The organism is Pseudonocardia charpentierae (assembly GCF_031845345.1).
In the GTDB taxonomy this organism is placed as follows: Bacteria; Actinomycetota; Actinomycetes; order Mycobacteriales; family Pseudonocardiaceae; genus Pseudonocardia; species Pseudonocardia charpentierae.
Window position 1 is genome coordinate 193,292 of the sequence record NZ_JAVREJ010000004.1, and the last position, 18,668, is coordinate 211,959.

General features: G+C 73.1%; 13 protein-coding genes. 7 read left to right on the forward strand and 6 right to left on the reverse strand.

Annotated elements, in window-relative coordinates; genetic code table 11:
* Positions 1 to 3: 3 nt before the first annotated feature.
* Genes RM445_RS08590 through RM445_RS08600 form a run of 3 tightly spaced genes read right to left on the reverse strand, consistent with a single transcriptional unit; the run spans position 4 to position 4,467 of the window.
* Entirely contained in the window at positions 4 to 1,854 is a 1,851-nt protein-coding gene (locus tag RM445_RS08590) for an amino acid permease (protein WP_311555595.1), read from the reverse strand.
* Between the two features lie 13 nt (positions 1,855 to 1,867).
* Positions 1,868 to 3,508: an L-glutamate gamma-semialdehyde dehydrogenase gene (pruA, locus tag RM445_RS08595; RefSeq protein WP_311555596.1), complete on the reverse strand. Its 1,641-nt coding sequence runs from the start codon at positions 3,506 to 3,508 to the stop codon at positions 1,868 to 1,870.
* 35 nt (positions 3,509 to 3,543) lie between these two features.
* Positions 3,544 to 4,467, reverse strand: coding sequence for a proline dehydrogenase family protein (locus RM445_RS08600; RefSeq protein ID WP_311555597.1), 924 nt, complete (start codon positions 4,465 to 4,467; stop codon positions 3,544 to 3,546).
* A gap of 130 nt (positions 4,468 to 4,597) precedes the next feature.
* Here RM445_RS08600 and RM445_RS08605 point away from each other — a divergent pair, with 130 nt between their 5' ends.
* Positions 4,598 to 5,731 carry a PucR family transcriptional regulator gene (locus RM445_RS08605; RefSeq protein WP_311555598.1) on the forward strand — a complete coding sequence of 378 codons (1,134 nt, stop codon included), beginning with the start codon at positions 4,598 to 4,600 and terminating at the stop codon, positions 5,729 to 5,731.
* A 219-nt stretch (positions 5,732 to 5,950) separates the two neighbouring features.
* Positions 5,951 to 6,319: a hypothetical protein gene (locus RM445_RS08610; protein ID WP_311555599.1), complete on the forward strand. Its 369-nt coding sequence runs from the start codon at positions 5,951 to 5,953 to the stop codon at positions 6,317 to 6,319.
* 52 nt (positions 6,320 to 6,371) lie between these two features.
* Here RM445_RS08610 and RM445_RS08615 read toward each other — a convergent pair whose 3' ends face one another.
* The 3 genes from RM445_RS08615 to RM445_RS08625 are packed head-to-tail and all read right to left on the reverse strand — an operon-like array spanning position 6,372 to position 9,512.
* The gene (locus RM445_RS08615) at positions 6,372 to 7,247 is read right to left on the reverse strand and encodes a hypothetical protein (RefSeq protein ID WP_311555600.1); all 876 of its coding nucleotides are present in this window, start codon (positions 7,245 to 7,247) and stop codon (positions 6,372 to 6,374) included.
* 9 nt (positions 7,248 to 7,256) lie between these two features.
* Positions 7,257 to 8,333, reverse strand: coding sequence for an ATP-grasp domain-containing protein (locus tag RM445_RS08620; RefSeq protein ID WP_311555601.1), 1,077 nt, complete (start codon positions 8,331 to 8,333; stop codon positions 7,257 to 7,259).
* A gap of 30 nt (positions 8,334 to 8,363) precedes the next feature.
* Positions 8,364 to 9,512 (reverse strand): glycosyltransferase family 4 protein, encoded by a 1,149-nt coding sequence (locus RM445_RS08625; RefSeq protein ID WP_311555602.1) that lies wholly within the window; start codon positions 9,510 to 9,512, stop codon positions 8,364 to 8,366.
* A gap of 63 nt (positions 9,513 to 9,575) precedes the next feature.
* On the opposite strand from RM445_RS08625, the gene RM445_RS08630 reads away from it, so the two are divergent.
* The 5 genes from RM445_RS08630 (at position 9,576) to RM445_RS08650 (ending at position 18,580) form a co-directional block, all read left to right on the forward strand.
* Positions 9,576 to 10,355: an SDR family oxidoreductase gene (locus RM445_RS08630; protein WP_311555603.1), complete on the forward strand. Its 780-nt coding sequence runs from the start codon at positions 9,576 to 9,578 to the stop codon at positions 10,353 to 10,355.
* Between the two features lie 164 nt (positions 10,356 to 10,519).
* Positions 10,520 to 12,478: a PKD domain-containing protein gene (locus tag RM445_RS08635; RefSeq protein ID WP_311555604.1), complete on the forward strand. Its 1,959-nt coding sequence runs from the start codon at positions 10,520 to 10,522 to the stop codon at positions 12,476 to 12,478.
* Positions 12,479 to 12,490: 12 nt separating this feature from the next.
* Positions 12,491 to 13,162 (forward strand): DUF1326 domain-containing protein, encoded by a 672-nt coding sequence (locus RM445_RS08640; protein ID WP_311555605.1) that lies wholly within the window; start codon positions 12,491 to 12,493, stop codon positions 13,160 to 13,162.
* The gene (locus tag RM445_RS08645) at positions 13,159 to 13,896 is read left to right on the forward strand and encodes a DUF2182 domain-containing protein (protein WP_311555606.1); all 738 of its coding nucleotides are present in this window, start codon (positions 13,159 to 13,161) and stop codon (positions 13,894 to 13,896) included. Before RM445_RS08640 ends, RM445_RS08645 begins: the two co-directional genes overlap by 4 nt.
* A 25-nt stretch (positions 13,897 to 13,921) precedes the next feature.
* Positions 13,922 to 18,580, forward strand: coding sequence for a multicopper oxidase domain-containing protein (locus RM445_RS08650; protein ID WP_311555607.1), 4,659 nt, complete (start codon positions 13,922 to 13,924; stop codon positions 18,578 to 18,580).
* Positions 18,581 to 18,668: the final 88 nt, after the last annotated feature.

Consider the following 18,668-nt stretch of genomic DNA (forward strand, 5'->3'; position numbering starts at 1 on the left):
GGGTCAGGTCGCGGTGGTCGTCCCGTCCCCCACCCCGGCCGGGGCGTGCGACACGACGTGCTCCACCGGCATCGGGTACTTCTTCGCGGCCCGCTCCACGAGGTCGTCGCGCAGCCACGCCGACTCGCCCGCCGGGTGCGTGGAGATGACGATGGCGTCCGGCCGGAACCGGTCGACGGCCTCGTCCATGGCCACCATCGGGCGGTAGTCGCCCACCGCGCCGTCGGCCTGCAGGCCGTCACTGCGCAGGATCTCCAGCGTGGTGTCCAACCGCTCCTGCGCGGCCCGCCGGGTCGCCTCCCACAGGTACACCGCGCCCTTGTGCTCGGCCTGGCCGGTGTCGACCGGGTTGGCCGGCACGCAGACGAAGAACTCCGCGTCGCGGTCCGTGGCGAACCGCCGGATCTCGGTGAGCAGGTCGTCGGCACCCACGGTCTCGTTGGCCACGATCAGCACCCGGTGGGGTGCCGCGGCCGCCAGGCGCTCGGCGGCGGACGCCTCGGCGGGCACGTTCCGGTTCCGCCGGGCGACGACCAGGTACACGAGCACCACCACGACGAGCGACACCAGGCTCAGCACCAGCTGCGAGCGCGTGTCCTCCCCGACCCCCATCGAGATGAGCACGCCCACGATGGCGGCGATGGTCAGCAGGGTGAGGAAGGGGAAGGCCCACATCTTCACCTGCAGCTTCGCCTCGGGCGTCCGGCGCCGCAGGACGTACTGCGACACGGCGATGATCAGGTAGACGAACAGGATGATCGCGCCCGAGGAGTTCAGCAGGAACAGGAACACGGTGTCGGGCGAGATGTAGGCGGCGATCACGCAGAGGAAGCCGACCACCGTGGACAGCAGGATCGCCGACACCGGCACGCCGCGACCGTTGACCGTGATGAGCCTGATCGGGGCCTCGCGCCGGGCCGCCAGCACGAACAGCATCCGCGACGCCGTGTAGAGCCCGGAGTTGAGGCACGACAGCACTGCGGTGAGCACGACCGCGTTCATGATGTCGGCGGCGTAGGGGATCCCCATCACCTCGAAGGCGCTCACGTAGGGCGAGTCGCCGAGCTCGGTGGAGTTCCACGGCAGCATCACCGCGAGCAGGAAGATCGAGCCGACGTAGAAGAGCGCGATACGCAGGACCACGGAGTTCGTCGCCTTCGCGATGGCCCGTCCCGGGTCGTTCGACTCGGCGGCCGCGATCGTGGCGATCTCGGCCCCGACCATCGAGAAGATGACCACGACGATGCCGGAGAAGATCGCGCCTGGGCCGTTGGGCAGGAACCCGCCGTGCGCGGTCAGGTTCGAGAAGTCCGCGTCGCGCCCGGGCCAGAGCCCGATCACGAAGAGGCTGCCGAGCGCGAGGAAGATGATGATCGCGAGGACCTTGATGCCCGCGAACCAGTACTCGAACTCGCCGTACGACTTGACCGAGAACAGGTTCGTCGCGGTCATCAGGATCATCAGCCCGAGGGCGAGAAGCCACAGCGGCGCCTCGATCCAGCGGGTCAGGAGCTTCGCCCCGGCGACCGCTTCGAACCCGACGACGATGACCCAGAAGTACCAGTACAGCCAGCCGACGGAGAAGCCCGCCCACCCGCCGAGGGCCTTGCGGGCGTAGTCCGCGAACGAGCCCGTCGACGGGTTCGCCGTGGCCATCTCCCCCAGCATCCGCATCACCATGACGATGAGCACGCCGGTGACCGCGTAGGTGAGGAAGGCGGCGGGGCCGACTTCGTTGATCACCGCGCCGGAGCCGACGAACAGCCCGGCCCCGATGACACCCCCGATCGCGATCATCGTCAGGTGGCGCTGCTTCAAGCCCTTGTGCAGTTCCGCGTCCGGCGCATTCGCCATGACCCGTCTCCTCTCAGGAGATCTGGTGCGGGTAGGTGTGACCGACGGGCGCGTCGAAGGTCTCCTTGATCGCCCGAGGACTTGTCCAGCGCTGGACGTTGAGCATCGAGCCGGCCTTGTCGTTGGTGCCCGACGCCCGGCTGCCCCCGAAGGGCTGCCGGGAGACGATCGAGCCGGTGGGCCGGTCGTTGACGTAGAAGTTGCCCGCGGCGTGCCGCAGCGCGCGGTGGGCCTGCTCGACCGCGGCCCGGTCCGTCGCGAAGACGGCGCCGGTCAGCGCGTACGGGCTGGTGCGGTCGACGAGGTCGAGCGTCGCGGCATACGCCGAGGGGTCCGTGTCGTCGTAGACGTGCACGGCGAGGATCGGGCCGAAGTACTCGGTGGCGAACGCCTCGTCGGCAGGGTCGGTGCCGACCAGGACGGTGGGCTCGACGAACCAGCCCTCGCTGTCGTCGGTGCCACCGCCCGCGAGGATCTCCAGCGAGGGCACCTGCTTGGCCCGGTCCAGCGCCGTGCGGTGCCGGTCGAACGCGCGGGCGTCGATCACGGCGCCGCCGAAGTTGGTCAGGTCCGTGACGTCGCCGTAGCGCAACGAGCGGGTGACGTCGGCCAGCTCCTCGCGCAGCCCGCCCTGCCAGATGCTGCGCGGGATGTAGGCGCGGGAGGCGGCCGAGCACTTCTGGCCCTGGTACTCGAACGCGCCGCGGACGAGCGCGGTGGTCAGCGGCGCGGGGTCCGCCGACGGGTGGACGACGACGAAGTCCTTGCCGCCGGTCTCGCCGACGATGCGCGGGTAGCTGCGGTACCGGTCGAGGTTGTCCGCGACCGTGCGCCAGAGGGTCTTGAAGGTCGCCGACGACCCGGTGAAGTGCAGGCCGGCCATGTCCGGGTCGGTCAGGGCGACGCGGGAGACGGCGAGCCCGTCGCCGGTGACCATGTTGATCACGCCGGCGGGCAGGCCCGCGGCCTCGAGCAGCCGCATGGTGTGGTGCGCGGCGACCTGCTGGGTGGGGGTCGGCTTCCAGACCACCGTGTTGCCCATGAGCGCGGGCACCGTGGGCAGGTTCCCCGCGATGGCCGTGAAGTTGAACGGGGTGATGGCGGTGACGAAGCCGTCGAGCGGCCGCCAGTCCATCCGGTTCCACTCGCCGGGCGCCGAGCGCGGCTGCTCGGCGATGACGCGGCGGGCGTAGTGCACGTTGAACCGCAGGAAGTCGATCAGCTCGCACGCGGCGTCGATCTCTGCCTGCTGCACCGATTTGGACTGGCCCAGCATCGTGGCGGCGTTGAGCGTGTCGCGCCAGGGCCCGGCGAGCAGGTCCGCGGCACGCAGGAACACGGCGGCACGCTCGTCGAAGGGCAGGGCCGCCCACGCGGGCGCGGCGGCCTTCGCGGCGGCAACGGCCTCGGCCACGTCGGCGTCGGTGGCGTTGGCGGAGGTGCCGAGCACCGAGGAGTGCCGGTGCGGTTCGACGACGGCGAAGCGCTCGCCACCGGCCATCCGGCGGCGGCCGCCGATGGTCTGCGTCAGCTCGACGTCCTCGCCGCGCAGCTCCGCGAGGCGGGACTGCAGCGAGGCGCGCTCGGGCGAGCCGGGAGCGTAGGTGTGCACCGGCTCGTTCGCCGGCTCCGGAACGATGGTGACGGCGTCCACGTGAGGTGTCCTTCCCAGGTTGTCGAGGTCAGTGTTCAACGGCTGAGCAGCGAGCGCAGGAAGAAGGCGAGATTGGCCGGGCGCTCGGCGAGGCGGCGGGTGAAGTAGCCGTACCAGTCGGCGCCGTAGGGCAGGTAGACGCGCATCCGGTCGCCGGACGCGGCGATGCGGTCCTGCTCGGTGGTGCGGATGCCGTAGAGCATCTGGTACTCGTGGTCGTCGGCGGAGCGGCCGTGCACGACGGCCATGGCGCGTGCGGCCTCGACCATGCGGAGGTCGTGGGTGGCGACCATCGGATACCCGGGGCCGGAGATCAGGATGCGCAGGCAGCGCAGGTAGGCCTCGTCGACCTCGGCCTTCGCGGTGTGCGCGACCGAGGCGGGCTCGGCGTAGGCCCCCTTGACCAGCCGCACCCGGGACCCCGCCCGGGCCAGGTCGGCGGCGTCCGCCTCGGTGCGGCGCAGGGCCGACTGGAGCACTGCGCCGACCCACGGGTGCTCGCGGCGTAGCGTCCCGAGGATCTCCAGCGTGGAGTCGACGGTGGTGTGGTCCTCCATGTCGAGCGTGACGGTGGTGCCGGCGCGGGCGGCGGCGGCGCAGATGGCCGCGGCGTGGTCGAGCGCGATCCGCCCGCCGTCGCCGGGCAGCGCCTGGCCGACCGCCGAGAGCTTGACCGACACCTCGACGGCGTGCGCCAGGCCGAGGTCGTCGAGGCGGTCGAGCAGCGCGACGTACGCCTCGCGGGTGGCCATGGCGTCGGCGGCGTCGGTGACGTCTTCGCCGAGGTGGTCGACGGTGACGAGCAGGTCGCGCTCGACGAGCGTGCGGATGGGGTCCATCGCCGTCGCGAGGTCGTCGCCTGCGACGAAGCGGCCGACGAGGCGACGGGAGGCCGAGTTCGTGACGAGGCGGCGCACCTGCGGGTGGTGGGTGACGGCGAGCACCGAGGAACTGAACATCGGGCGACCTCCGGGAGGCGGGCTGATGGAGGAACGGTAAGCAGCCGACGCCGCCGGACCCATGGACAGACCGCCGAGGAAACAGGTCGGATTTCATACAGCTGTATCAAGGCGGTGCCAGACTGCCCCCGTGGGTCCTGACCTGCAGAACATCGTCGACGAGGTGTCACGGGTGCTCGCGACGCCCGTGGTGCTGGAGGACCGCGACTTCAACCTGGTGGTGTTCGCCGCGCACGCCGACGAGGTCGACCCGGTCCGGCAACGGACGATCCTGAGCCGCCGCTCCACCGCCGAGGTGCAGCAGTGGTTCGAGGCGTTCGGGATCGCCACCACGGACCGGCCGGTCCGGACGCCTGCCGACCCCGCCCGCGGGATCGTCGCCCGCGCGTGCCTGCCTGCGCGCTGGAACGGCGTCACCTACGGCTACCTGTGGGCGCTCGACGAGCACCACCGCCTCGACGACGCGGCGCTGGAGCGGGTGATGCGCCACGCGGTCCGCGCCGGCACGGTCATGGCCCAGCGCGCCCGCACCCGGCAGAGCCTCGACGGCCAGGTGCGCGACCTGCTGACCGGCGACCGGGACGTCGCCGAAGCGGCCGCGGAGGAGATCGACGGGCTCGGCGCCCTCGGGCGCGACGTGCCGGCGTGTGCGGTGGTGCTCGACCTCGACGCTCCGCGCGACCCGCCGCCGCTCAACCTCTGGCGGCTGCCTCGCGCGGTCGTCGCGGTCGCCACCGACGGGGACGTCGTCCTGCTCGTCCCGGCCGCCCTGGCCGTCCGCGACGTCGCCCGCGACGCACGGCTGCTCTACACCGAACGCCTGGAGCCGGCGCTGCACCACGCCGTGGTGGCGGGGGTCGGCGGCGTCCGGCCGGACCTCGCCGGGATCAGCGGCAGCGTGCGCGAGGCGCGGCTCGCCGCCCGGGTGGCCCACTCCGTGCCCCGGCTCCGCCCGGTCGCCGCGTGGGCCGACCTCGGCGTCCACCGGCTCCTCGCCTGCGGGCCGCGGCGGGCGCTGCGGGAGGGCGCCGTCGACGCGGCCGTCGAGCCCCTGCTGTCCCACCCCGAGCTGGCCGCGACCGCCGCGGCGTTCCTCGACCACGCCGGCAACGTCCAGCGCGCCGCGACGGAGCTGGCGATCCACCGACAGACCCTCTACTACCGGCTGCGCCGCATCGAGGAGCTCACCGGCCTCGACCTGGCCGACGGCCGGGACCGCCTGCGGCTGCACCTCGCCCTTACGCTGGCGCCGCTCCTGCCGTGACCGTCCGCTGCGACACCGCAGCGGTGTGTCAACGGATGTCTCCCGCCGGAGTGAACCCGGAAGAATGGCGGAACGGGCCGTCAGGGCGTCCACCTGCTCGTTCTTTCCGCCCTCCCCGACACGTTCGATACTTCTCCCGGAAACGCCTGTAATGGCGGGGCGGCAGTGCTCGACGTGCTGCACGACATGATTTTCCCGCTCGCATTCAGGAGGGGTTCGATGAATGCTCTGTCGCAACGAATCGGTCTGATGGTCATGGCTGCGGCCACGACATTCGGCCTGGCCGTGGCCACGGCGCCGGCGGCGTCGGCTGCGACCGTCACGGCGGCACCGGCGGCGGTCGCCGCCGCTCCCTGGCCGGTCCGGTGGTGCAAGCCGGCCCACACCGGGCGCGACTGGCGCTGGGACGACGGCCGCCGCGGCGGCCACTGGGACAAGCGGGAGTGGAGCCAGCGCCAGCGGCGCATGGTGTGGACGCACCAGCGGCGCGAGAACCGCTACTGCGCTCCGCCGGTGCGCAACGGCAGGCCGGACCGTGGCGACAACCAGAACCCGGGTCAGGGTCCGGGAGGCAGGGGTCCCCGCTGACTCCTGACCGGTAGGACCGCCGCGTGGAGCTCCCGCAAGCTCCACGCGGCGGTCAGCCGAGCTTCTTCAGCACCGTGGCGGTGACGTCACGACAGACCGTCGCGCCGTAGTCGAGCTTGCGCGCCATCGGATAACGCGTGAGTACCGCGAGCGTGTAATGGTCCCACGACGCCACGCAGTCGACATTCCATTTGCCGGTCGCCGAATGGGCGGTCCACCCGTTCTTCACGGCGAACTTCGTTCCCGCGGGAAGCGCCTCCGGAATACCGAAGGCGTTGTCCGCCGCGACGTTGTGCAGGTCGTCGACGATCTCGTCGCCACCAGGGTAGGTCGGCGCCTTGTCGAGGACGCAGTCGAGGATCGCGGTGGCGTCGGCCGCGGTGATCTGGGCGTAGGACCAGTACCCGCGCCGCGCGGTCGAGACACCGACCCCGCAGACCGTCTTCAGGTCCCGCAGCACCTCGTCGCCGCCCAGCCTGAGGTAGAGCCGCTGCGCCGCCTGGTCGTCGCTCTTGCGGATCGCGGCGTCGATCGTGGCCCGGTCGCCCGCCTGCAGGGTGCGCCCCTTCTGGCTCGCGATGCGCAGGAAGTCCGTGGTGATCCAGGCCTTGATGCTCGACTCGGAGTTGGTGCGCTCCGTCGTGCTGTTGGCCGAGCCCACCCTCCTGCCGTCGGTGTTGTCGACCAGCGACCACGACATCCACAGGCCCGCGTCGTGGTCGTGCGGAGTGGTCATCCCGGTGTCGAACACCGTCGGGGCCGGCGGTGGGGTGCTGGTGACCGGCGAGCTCGCCGCCACCGCTGCCGCCGAGGGCACGGCGCCGGGCGCCGGGCGCGGCACCCAGCCCCTGCCGACCGCCGTCACGGCCACCACCGCGATCCCGACCACGACGACCATCGCGACGAGCGCGAACCTTCTGATCGACACGGCGGGACGCTATCCCGCACGGCCGGGCGACGACGGAGCGCCTGTGCCCTTCCGGGTGTGGCCGCCGGCCGACGCCACCGGGAGCGCGGGACCGGGCCCCGCCGCCAGCCGCAGGAGCGCGTCGTCGAACTGCCGCCACACCGGTCGTCCGCCGGGCGGGGCCAGGCCGAGGCGGTCGCAGTTGTCGAACACGTGCCACCGGCCGCGGTCACGGGCCGGCATGTCGCCCTGCCACGCGCCCACGACCGTCGGGTAGACGTTGACGTCGTGGAACACCGGGGCGCCGGTGTCGCGCTCGCGCAGGTAGTCCACGCAGCTGAAGTCGAGGTCGAGCGTGGAGTTGATGAGCAGGAGCTGCCTGCGCTCGAGCTCGGTGAGCGCGTAGTTGCGCTCGACCGTGACGAGATGGCGCAGGCTGGCGTTCCAGTGGTCGGCGACGATCACGTCCTCGGGCAGCACGCGGTCGCCCAGGACGAACGCCCGGTAGCGGCGGTACCGGCCGTCGGCCCCGCGGCTGTCGTACGCGACCGCGGCGCGGAAGCCGGGCCGCGGCCCGTCGTAGACACACAGGTCCTTGCGGGCCGCCTGCTCGCCCACGGCCTTGTAGACCACCGGTGTCACGCCGACGTCGGCCGGACCGAGCTCCGTGCGCGGCACCCGCACCCCGGCGTCCGCGAGCCGCGGGAAGCAGTCGGGGTCGTGGTAGGCGTCGTACACCGCAGGCGGGTTGAGCACGCGCACGCCCGGGCGCACCCGCCGCAGCTGCGCGTCGAGCCAGGTCCGCACCTCGGGCGTCAGCGGGTCCTGGGTGAACACCCAGACGAGGTCGGCCCGCTCCGGCGGCCCGTTGCGCTCGGCCCAGCACACCCGGCTGCGCTCGTTGATCCAGAACGCGGTCGGCTCGGCGAAGTACATCGTCGACGTGTCGTGCTCGAGCAGGCACAGCCGCAGCGGCCGGGACCGCGCCGCGAGCCCGGCGGCATGCCGTCGCTTGCGCAGATCCGTCAGAGGGCCGGGCGAGAAGCCGATCCGGCTCGGCGGGGTGCCGGTGAGCAGCCAGCGCAACTGGTCGGGGAGTCCGCGCACCCGGCGGAGTATGCCCAGGAGGAGATCGGCTCACGCGCGGGCGTAGGCGCCGACCACCCGCTCGAGTGCCGCTGTCAGTCGCTCCGCCGTCCGCTCGGGGTGGTACTCCTGCGCGGTGCGGACGGCGGTGGCGCGCATCGCGGCGAACTCGGGACCGCCTGCGGCGACCCGGTCCAGCGTCCCCGTGAGCTCCTCCTCGTCGCCCATCCGGTAGAGCAGGCCGTCGTGGCCGGACCGGATGACCTCGGCCGGCCCTCCCTGATCGGCCGCGACGACGACCCGGCCCCGGGCCAGCCCCTGCACCACCACCTGGCCGAACGGCTCGGGCATCAGGGAGGTGTGCAGCAGCACGTCGTGCCGGTCGATCAGCCCGACGACGTCGTCGACATGCCCGGGCACGTCGACGCGGAGTTGCGGATGCTCACGGGCGAACCGGCGGATCCTCTCCTGGTGCGCGGTCTCGCCGAACCACGTCCCGCCGGCGACGGTGACCGCGAGCGGTCGCGAGGTCCGGCGGGCGGCGAGCGCGCGCAGGCCCAACAGCTGCCCCTTCCAGTGCGCCATGCGGCCCAGCATCAGCACCCGCAGCTCGTCGTCGGCGCTGTGCACAGGCGGGTGCACGAGCGGGGTCTCGAAGAAGTCGGCGGCGACGAAGGGCGGCACGACCGACGTCGGGCGGGGCGTGACGAGCTGACCGGCGGTCCACGTGCTGTTCGCGACGACGGCCGCGCTGACGGCGTTCACCGCGATCTGATCGACGACCGCGTCCCGGCCGCTGATGTGCGGAGGCCGCAGGCCGTCACGCAGCATCGTCACGCACCGGACCCGTCGTGGGAGGGCGCAGGCGGCGACGAGCCGGGTCACCCGCAGCGTGTTCAGCAGGACCACGTCGACCCCGTGCCGCGTCACCGCGTCGAGGATCGTCCTGCGGAGCTCGGTGAGCGCCCGCACGTACCGGGCCACGTCGTCGGACGTGCGCCGGTCGCGCGCCGGCAGGGTGAGCGAGGCGTTCAGGTCGCGGACCTCGACCGTGCACCCCGCGGCCTGCAGCCGGTGGACCAGCGGTCCGTCTTCGAGCAGGACGACGCGCACGTCCGCCGGCAGGTACCGGGCCATGCTCACCATGCCGATCTCGGCACCACCCAGCTCGGCGGTGTGCCCGAGGACGAGAACCTTCACCGGCACCGACCATGATCCACGCGGAGGATCGTGTCATAGGACCACGTCGGCGAAGGGACCGCGATGACATCACCGCTCGAGGGCCGCGTCGCCCTCGTCACCGGGGTCGGCCGGCGGATCGCGATCGGTGCCGCGATCGCCCGCCGGCTGGCCGCCGACGGTGCCGCCGTGTTCGTGCACTCCTGGGTCCCGCACGACGCCGAGCAGCCGTGGGGCGCCGATCCCGGCGGTCCCGAGGGCGTCGTCGCCGAGATCCGGGACGCGGGCGGACGGGCCGAACACGTCAGCGCGGACCTGGCCGATCCCGCGGCTCCCGCACGCGTCGTCGACGCCGCGCGGCGGGCCTTCGGCCACGTCGACGTCCTCGTCGCCAACCACGCCCGCAGCGGTGCCCAGAGCCTGGAGCAGCTGACGGCCGACGAGCTCGACCGCTGCCACGCCGTCAACACCCGCGGCAGCCTGCTGCTCGCGCAGGCGTTCGCGGCGCAGCACGACGGCCGGCCCGGCGGGCGCGTCCTGTTCTTCACCTCGGGCCAGTACCACGGCGCGATGCCCGACGAGCTGCCCTACATCGCATCGAAGGGCGCGTTGCACCAGCTCACGGGCAGCGTCGCCGCGCACCTCATGCCCCGCGGCATCACCGTCAACTGCGTCGACCCCGGGCCGAACGACACCGGATACGCCGACGACGCAACACGGGCGTGGGTGGCGGCCGAGAACCCCGGACGGCGATGGGGCACGCCGTCCGACACCGCCCGGCTGGTGGGGTGGCTCGTGAGCGACGAGGCGGACTGGGTGACCGGCCAGGTCATCGCCTCGGACGGCGGCTGGTCCGCCCGCTGACGCCGTACGCAGATGTACGTATGGCCTCGGCGATTCGTTGACCTGGCCTTCGGCGCTCGCTCACGCTGTCGACGACATCCCTTTCACGCGGAGCGTGCGGCGGCCAGGGTCCTCAATGGACACACGGCCGTCGGCTCCGCCGTGCCCGGAGAACGGAGTCGACGATGCCGGACGGTCTCATCGATGTCGGCCCGATCGACCCGGTCCACCACTTCCCGCTCTGGTACGAGGACTCCGACGGCACCCGCCTGGAGCTCGGCCTCGACGCCGACGACCCGAACCTGCCCGCGCTCGAACCACCGACGCCCGGCGCTCCCGTGGTCTTCCCCGACAACTTCCCCGACGAGGCCTTCTACTTCAGCGCCGAGGCGGAGATGCTGGTCGGCGGCCCGGCGGGGTCGGCCCGGGCACGCCTGATCCTGGCGCTGGAAGCGGCATTCGGAGGCACCGGCGCGGTCGTCGACGGGCAGCAGATGGTCTTCGGCCGGATCCGCCTGCGGATCGACGACGTCGAACCCGGACGGACCTACACGGCCACCGGTCCCTACGGCGTGATCGCGGGCGAGGCCGACGACCGCGGCCGGGTGTTCGAGACCGAGGACATCGGCGCGCCGGGCGACTTCACCTCGCCCTTCGCCTCCCGGATCGGCCCCTTCCTCCGCTGGGCGACCAACCCGCCGGCCGGATACCTCGGCGACGGCGGCAGCGAACGCACGGTCGTCGTCGGTGCCGGTGGCCCGGACGGGTTCTTCCGGTTGGAGGGACCGGGCGTCGGCAACGGCCCGGCGGGCCGGGATCCCGACGACCCCACGAACCCGAACAAGGCGCTGACCCGGCTGTTCACCGTGCAGGGCAAGCTGGCCACCCGCTTCGGCGCCACCGTGACGCGGGCCGTGTCGACCGGGGCGGGCGGCGTCACGCAGGTCGACGTCTTCGCCACCTCCGTGCGCGGCCAGGCCCTCGTCGTGTCCGGCCCCGGCGTTCCCGACACCGCGCTGCGCGCCGACGACCGTCGCTACCTCGCCCGCGTCACCACGGGCTCCCGGCCGGCCACCGTCACCCTCACGAACCGGACCGACGCGCCGCCGTTCGCCGTGACCGCGACCGTGACCGACGCCGTGACGATCACGGACGCGACCTACGACCTCGACGCCGCACAGCTGACCGTCGCGGCGACGTCGTCGGACGGCGGCACGCTCACGGTCACCGGGTTCGGTGTTCCGGGCACCTTCGCCACGGCCGCCCCACCTGCCGCGGTGACCGTCACCTCCGACCTCGGCGGCCGCGCGGCGCGGGCCGTCGCGGTCACCGGCACCGCGCTCGACCCCGTGCCGGTGGTCGCCGACGCCGGGGCAGATCTCGCGGTGCAGCAGGGCCAGCAGGTCCGGCTCGACGGCGCCGGCTCGCTCGGCGCGACGGGCTTCTCCTGGGAGCAGACCGACGGAGCGGACGTCACCCTCAGCGGCGGCACGACCGCGACGCCGACGTTCACCGCGCCCGCGGCCGGCTCCGTGCTGACCTTCACACTCACCGTGGAAGGCCCGGGCGGCCCGAAGACCGACTCCGTCACGGTGACGGTCGCGGCGCTGACCCCGCCGGTCGCCGAGACGGGGCCCGACCGGACCGAGTCGGTCGGCGACCTGGTGCGCGTCAGCGGCGGCTTCTCGGCCGGAGCGGCGAGCTTCGCGTGGACCAGCGACGTCGCCGGCCTCGTCCTCGACGGGGCCGACACGGCCGAGGTCTCGTTCACCATGCCCGCACAGCCGGTGACACTGACCCTCACGGTGAGCGGCCCCGGCGGCGGACCGGACACCGACACCGTCACCGTCACGCCGCTGCTCGACACGATCACTCCCGGCCGGGTCGAGTTCCGCACGCAGCGCGGCCAGTGGCGGATCGAGGGCACCGTCTCCGGCGCGCTTCCCAACCGGGTCACCGCGCGGCTGGGCAATGCCAGCGGCCCGGAGATCGGCACCGTCGCGGCCGACACCACGCAGGCGTTCGACCTGCGCCGTGACCTCGGCCCCGCCGACGCCGGCCTGCGCCCGGTCGCGGGATCGGTCGTCACCCTCACGTCCACCCGCGGTGGCACGCGGGTCGTCGCCGTCACCGTCCGCAACTGACCCGGAGACACCATGGGCTACCTGCTGAACGGCACGTTCGTCGAGGCCTGCGACTGCCGCCTCATGTGCCCCTGCTGGACCGACGACGAGCCGGACGACGGCCACTGCACCGGGCTGTTCGCGTGGTCGGTCGACACCGGCTCGACCGTCGACGGACTCCAGGTCGGCGGCGCCCGGGTGGTCTGCGTGACCACCCACCTCGGACGCCGGCGCGGACAGGCGGCCGCGGAGAACACCCTCTCCGTGATCTTCGTCGACGTCGTCGACCTGCCCGAGGACGAGCGGGCCGGCGCCCTCACCGCGCTCGGCCAGGCCTTCTCCGGCGACAGGTCCGGGCCGCTCGAGGACCTCAAGGCCGTCAACGGCACGGTCGTCCTGGTCGAGCCGGCGGGCATCGCGATCACGGCGACCGGCGACGACGTGACCGTCACGGTCGACAGCGGCGGAGCGCAGCCGGTCGTGGCGACGCTCAGCCCGGCCTGCTTCGACGGGCACGAGGCGCTGACCCTGCGGCGCACCGCGTTGTCCAAGGAGCTGGGCATCGCGGACGAGGAGACGGTCACCGCACACCACTCCGACACCCTCACGATCCGCGCCGCCGCCCTGCCCGGCGGGTTCATCGAGGTCACCGGGCGCTCCGGCATGCGAGGCCCGTTCCACTACGTCCACAAAGAGCGTCCGTGACCGCGCCGGTCGCCGGGCTCCGATCACCGGCCGCCGTCGTCCTGCCGCTCGCCGCGCTGGCGTGGGCGGCGACGGTCCTGCTGCCGCACGCCCCGGACGCGGGACACCCCGCGCTCGCGGGTTGGGCGGTGATGGTCGTGGCGATGATGCTGCCGCCCGCGCTGCCGATGCTCGGCGTCCTCCGCGCACTCGTCGCCCGCCGGCGCGCACCGGGCCTGCTGGTGGCGGCGGGCGCAACAGCGTTCGTCGGGGTCTGGACGGTCACCGGAGCACTGCTGATCGGCGCCGCCGACGCGGTGCGGAGCGGCGTGGCGGCCGTGCCGTGGCTCGCGGCGCATCCCGCGGTGGTCGCGGGAGCGGTCGTCGGCGCGGCGGGCGCCTACCAGTTCGGTCCGTGGAAGGACCGGTGTCTCACCGCCTGCCGGTCGCCGCGCGGTTTCGCCGCCCGCCACTGGCACGGCGAGAACCCGGTCGTCGACGTCGCCACGCTGGCCGGCGCGTACGCACTGTCGTGCGCGGGCTGCTGCGTGGCGCTGATGGGCGTGGCGGTCGTCGTCGACGGCGCCGCGGGCGCCGTCGCACTGCCGGTGATGGTGACGCTGGCACTGGTCATGGCCGCGGAGCGCCTGCTGCCGCGGGGCCGCCGGCTCGTACGTCCCGTGGGTGCGGTGCTGCTCGGCACCGGCGCCCTCCTCGTCCTCGGTCCGCTCCTCGCGGGCCTGCTCTCCGGTTGAGCCGGACGCCCCGCAAGGAGGAGCGATGCCCCAGCAGAGCAAGCCCGCCCGGAAGCGGTCCGGGAGGCGGTCCGGTCCGGGTGCCCCCGACTACGACGTCGTCGCGCTGTCGGTGCCGATCGTCTACACCCTCGACGGCGACCACGACCCGAACGGCCGGATGTACGCCCTGGCCCGGCACGCGCCTCTGCTGCACTGGCTCGACGAGCGTTGGAAGGAACACGACGAGTTCCTGCCCGGGCTGCACCGGCGGCGGCAGCTGATCCAGCTCGTCGTCGACGGGCTCGTCCGCTACGGCCGGATGCTCGACAAGCTGGGAGGCGGCGAGCACCTCGGTGACACCCCGCACGAGAAGGCGGTGCGCCAGAACCTGGGCGCCACCGTGGACGAGCTGGTGGCGGCCCTCGACGAGCTGACCGACGGGCACGTCCGCGAGCTCGACCCCGACCCGGTCGTCCGGGACCGGTGGCTCACCGAGTGGCGCGCCGCCCTGCTCCAGGTCGACCAGGCCCTCGTCGCGGCCCTGCGGCGGGTCGACGAGAGCCTCGATGCCGAGGCGCCCGGCTGGCCCGACGGCTGGGAACGGCTGATGTTCAACGACCACCGCCACGACGTGACCGGCCTGGGCGTCGACACCCCGCCCTACGACCGCTGCAACCCGCTGCGTCCGGTCCCCCTCGTCCGTCCCCTGGTGTTGCGCGCCCACCGCGGCGAGCACCTGACCGTGCGGCTGCGCAACGACATCCGCGACCGCGCGCACGTCGGGCTGCACGCACAGGGTCGCGGGCTCGGTGGCCCCGGCGGCTCCGGCGTCCGGTACGGCGACGGCGCCGACGTCGGCCGGAACCCGGACACGACCGCGGCCTTCGGGCGGACCGTGACCTACCGCTGGGCCTGCCCGGACGAGGGCGTGTGGCCGCTGAACGACCTCGCCGACGTCCGCGGCACCGAGGAGGGCGGCAACGTCCACGGGCTGTTCGGGGCGCTGGTCGTCGGCGACCCCGGCACGACCTACCACGACCCCGAGACCGGCTGCGAGCTGCACGGCGAGGAGCGCGCAGCCGTCGGCTTGTACGTCGACATCCACGTGCCCGGCGAGCCCGTCGACGGTCCGGACGACGAGTACGTCGACCTGCACCTGCACGGCCTGCGCAGCCACCGCGAGTTCACGATCTTCTTCCACGACGAGCCGGAGGTGCACAGCGGCTTCCACCTCGTCGGCGAGCACACCGTGATGCCGCTGTCGTACCGGGCCGAGCCCATGCCGAACCGGCTGCCGCACCGGATGCGCCGCCTCGCGGAGCGCACTGCGCCCGAGCCGCCGCCGGGCCAGGTCGGCATCGACCACTCGGCCGTGACGATCGAGCTCGACGACGACCTCGGCGAGGTGTTCCGGATCGCCCGCACTCCTGAGGGCGAGTTCCTGGAGCGGGTCGCGGGCGAGGAGCAGCACCACAGCTCGTGGCTCTTCGGCGACCCGATCACACCGATCCTGCGCTGCTACAAGGGCGACCCGGCCCGGATCCGGCTCGTGCACGGCGGGGTCAAGGAGACCCACGTCTTCCACCTGCACGTGCACCAGTGGCGCGCGACGCCGCAGGACGGCGCGACACCCGGCACCGCGGCCGGCTCCCAGCTGCTCGACTCGATCACCATCGGCCCGCAGACCGCCTACACGATCGACCCGCTCTACGGGTCGGGCAGCCGGCAGCACCTTCCGGGCGACGTCATCTGGCACTGCCACCTGTATCCGCACTTCCACCATGGGATGTGGGGCCTGTGGCGCAGCTTCGACCGGTTCGTCGACGGATCGCTCGCCTTTCCCGACGGCACACCCGGCCGACGGCTGGCGCCGCTCCCGGGCCGCGACCCCGACCCGGTCGACGCGAACCACCCGGGCTTTCCCTGGTTCATCGACGCGGAGTTCCCGCAGAAGGCGCCGCCGCCGCCCGCGCTGCTGCCCGAGCACCGGTACGGCCGCCGTGCCCTGCTGCAGATGCCGCTGCACTCGCCGCTGGAGCTGGCGGCGTTCGCTCCCGAGGTCGTCGCCCGACCGCGTCCCGGGATGCTGTTCGTCGACCTCGACGGCGACCAGGTCACGTGGAACCAGAAGGCCGGTCTGCCGCCGCCCCGGATCATCCACTACGACGTCGAGGTCGCCTCCGGTGTCGTCGAGTACAACGAGAACGGCTGGCACGACGACAACGGCCACTTCTACCGGATCACCGGCATCGCGATCAGCCAGCTCGACGGGGAGGGCGACGTCGTCACGTGCGAACCGGTCGTGGCACCCCCGTTCACCGGCCCGAAGCCGTTCTTCCCGCGGGCCAACCAGGGCGACGTCGTCGAGCTGACCTTCATCAACACGCTCGGCACGCTCCCGGCCGACGACTTCGACCTGATCACCCCGCCCGTCGAGTGCGGGCTGCACGTGCACCTCGTCAAGTTCGACGTCATGGCCGCCGACGGCTCGTCGACCGGCTGGAACTACCTGTCCGGGGCGAGCTGCCGGGAGGCGGTGGGCCCGGACCTGGCCGGCGACGCGGTCTCCCGGATCGTCGGGTTCCACCGCTGGGTCGTCGACGAGGAGTTCGGACCCTGCTTCTTCCACGACCACCTGCTGGCGAACTACCGGCAGAAGCACGGGCTGTTCGCCGCGCTGATCGCGGAACCCTTCGCGTCGCAGTGGCTGACGACGGACCAGAACGGCACGGCGTGGTCGGACGCCGAGGCGGTCATCGTGCCGCGCGACGCCGAGTTCACTTCTTCCGGCACGCTCCCGCCGTACCGGGAGGCCTGCCTGGCGATCGGCGACTTCGTCCCGCTCCACGACGGGCGCGGCGAGCCGTTGAACCCGCCGGGCGAGCTGGGCGGCGACGACGACCCGGGCGCGATGGCCGTCAACTACCGCAACGCACCGCTGCGGTTCCGCGGCGACGACCCCTCGGAGTGGTTCAGCTCCCGCGAACACCGGCCGGACGAGCTGGAGCCGCCGGACCCGGACGGCGTACCGCGCCGGTTCGGCGACCCGGACACCGGCGTCATCCGCACCTACCCGGGCGAGCGCCTGCGGATCCGGCTCATCCAGGGCTCGCACGAAGAGCAGCACGGTTTCGTGCTGCACGGGATGCGGTGGCGCCGGGAGTGGCACGACCCCACATCCACGCTGGTCAACCAGCAGACCCTCGGCATCTCCGAGGCGTTCACCCTCGACATCGACCCGGAGGAGGCGAGCCCCTACGGGCCCGGCGACCACCTCTGGTCGTTCCACGCGATGGACGACCTGTGGCTGGGCTGCTGGGGGTTGATCCGGGCGCTCGTTCCCGGTCCGACCCACGCGGACCTCCCGCCGCTCCCGACCTCGCCGGGCCCCACCCGGCCCGTGCCCTCGCGGCCGACGGAGCCGGACCGGGACTACCTCGTGGTCGCCCGGCGGCGCGAGCACAGCTACCGGGGGCACGTGCTCACCGACCCCTGGGGCCTGGAGTACGTGCTGGCGGACCGGCCACCGCTGACCCTGCCGGACGAACACCTCCGCGTCGACGGGCTGCACGACGCGCCCGGTCCGCTCGTGCTGCGGGCCCGCGCGGGCGAGTGGGTGCGGATCACCCTCGTCAACGAGGTCCTCCTGCCGAGGCTCGACTCCGACGACGACGAGATCGGCGCCGTCGTTCCGGCGGGGCACGAGGACGACCCGCGGTTCTTCGCCGACCCGTTCCTGCCGGAGTTCAAGGTCGAGCCGAGCCCGCCACGGCTGCCGATCGAGCACGTCGACGAGCTGGGCGACCCGGACCGGCGAAAGGTCTCACCCCGGGTCTCACTGCATGCCGCGCTGCTGTCGTACGACGTCGTCTCCGACGACGGGTCCAACGTGGGCCGCAACCACGACGGCACGGTTGCCGCCCTGCCGGTCGACGACGCCGAGCACCGGGCGCACGGAGCGGAGGAGACGACCGTCGTGCTGCGCGACGACCACGGCAACCACGTCGAGCGCAACTGGCGCGAGTACTGGTGGTACGCCGACCCGCTGCTCGCCCCGGCCGGCGGCGCCGGGCAGGTGTGCCTGCTGCAGGACATGGCGGACATCCGCAACCATCGCCACCACGGCCTGGTCGGCGCGCTGGTCGTGCTCCCGGCGGGCCACACCCCGCAGGACGGGCACGGCGACGAGCGGTGGAGCGGGTCGGAGGCGCGGATCGTCGACGGCGCCGGCGAGACCGTGGCGCACGAGAAGGTGCTGTTCCTGCAGGACGGGCTGCGGCTGTTCGTCGCCGGCAACCCGGCCGAGCCGGTGCGCGACGTGGTGCCCGGCGACGACCCGGAGGACTCGGGGCAGAAGGGCATCAGCTACCGCACCGAGCCGGTGCACCCCCGCACGCAGCTCGCCGTCCGCGAGCCGCGCACCCCGACGATGGAGGTGCCCGACGACGGCACGGTGTGGCTGCGCGTCGTCTCCGCCGCGGACAAGCCGCGCAACCACACGTTCACGGTCCACGGCGTCTCCTGGCCCTCGGCGCCGCGGCCGGGCGCGGGGCCACGAGCCGGCGCGGTAGGGGGGATCACCGCGGGCAGCGTGCACGACCTGGTGTTCGACGTCGAGGCGCAGGGCGACCACGCCTACCGCGACGGGGTCTTCCGGTGGTCGGTCGAGCAGGGGATGTGGGGCATCCTGCGCGTGCGCTGACCGCGCCGTCATCTCGCGTCATCGGGTGATCGGCGACCCGATCGCTACCGCGGTCCTGCGGTTCGGCGTACGTTGAGCGGCCCTCGGT

Coding starts and splice junctions, on each gene's coding strand:
- RM445_RS08590 (WP_311555595.1), bottom strand. CDS start 1,854: ATGGCGAATGCGCCGGACGCGGAACTGCACAAGGGCTTGAAGCAGCGC.
- RM445_RS08600 (WP_311555597.1), bottom strand. CDS start 4,467: ATGTTCAGTTCCTCGGTGCTCGCCGTCACCCACCACCCGCAGGTGCGC.
- RM445_RS08610 (WP_311555599.1), top strand. CDS start 5,951: ATGAATGCTCTGTCGCAACGAATCGGTCTGATGGTCATGGCTGCGGCC.
- RM445_RS08630 (WP_311555603.1), top strand. CDS start 9,576: ATGACATCACCGCTCGAGGGCCGCGTCGCCCTCGTCACCGGGGTCGGC.
- RM445_RS08635 (WP_311555604.1), top strand. CDS start 10,520: ATGCCGGACGGTCTCATCGATGTCGGCCCGATCGACCCGGTCCACCAC.
- RM445_RS08640 (WP_311555605.1), top strand. CDS start 12,491: ATGGGCTACCTGCTGAACGGCACGTTCGTCGAGGCCTGCGACTGCCGC.
- RM445_RS08650 (WP_311555607.1), top strand. CDS start 13,922: ATGCCCCAGCAGAGCAAGCCCGCCCGGAAGCGGTCCGGGAGGCGGTCC.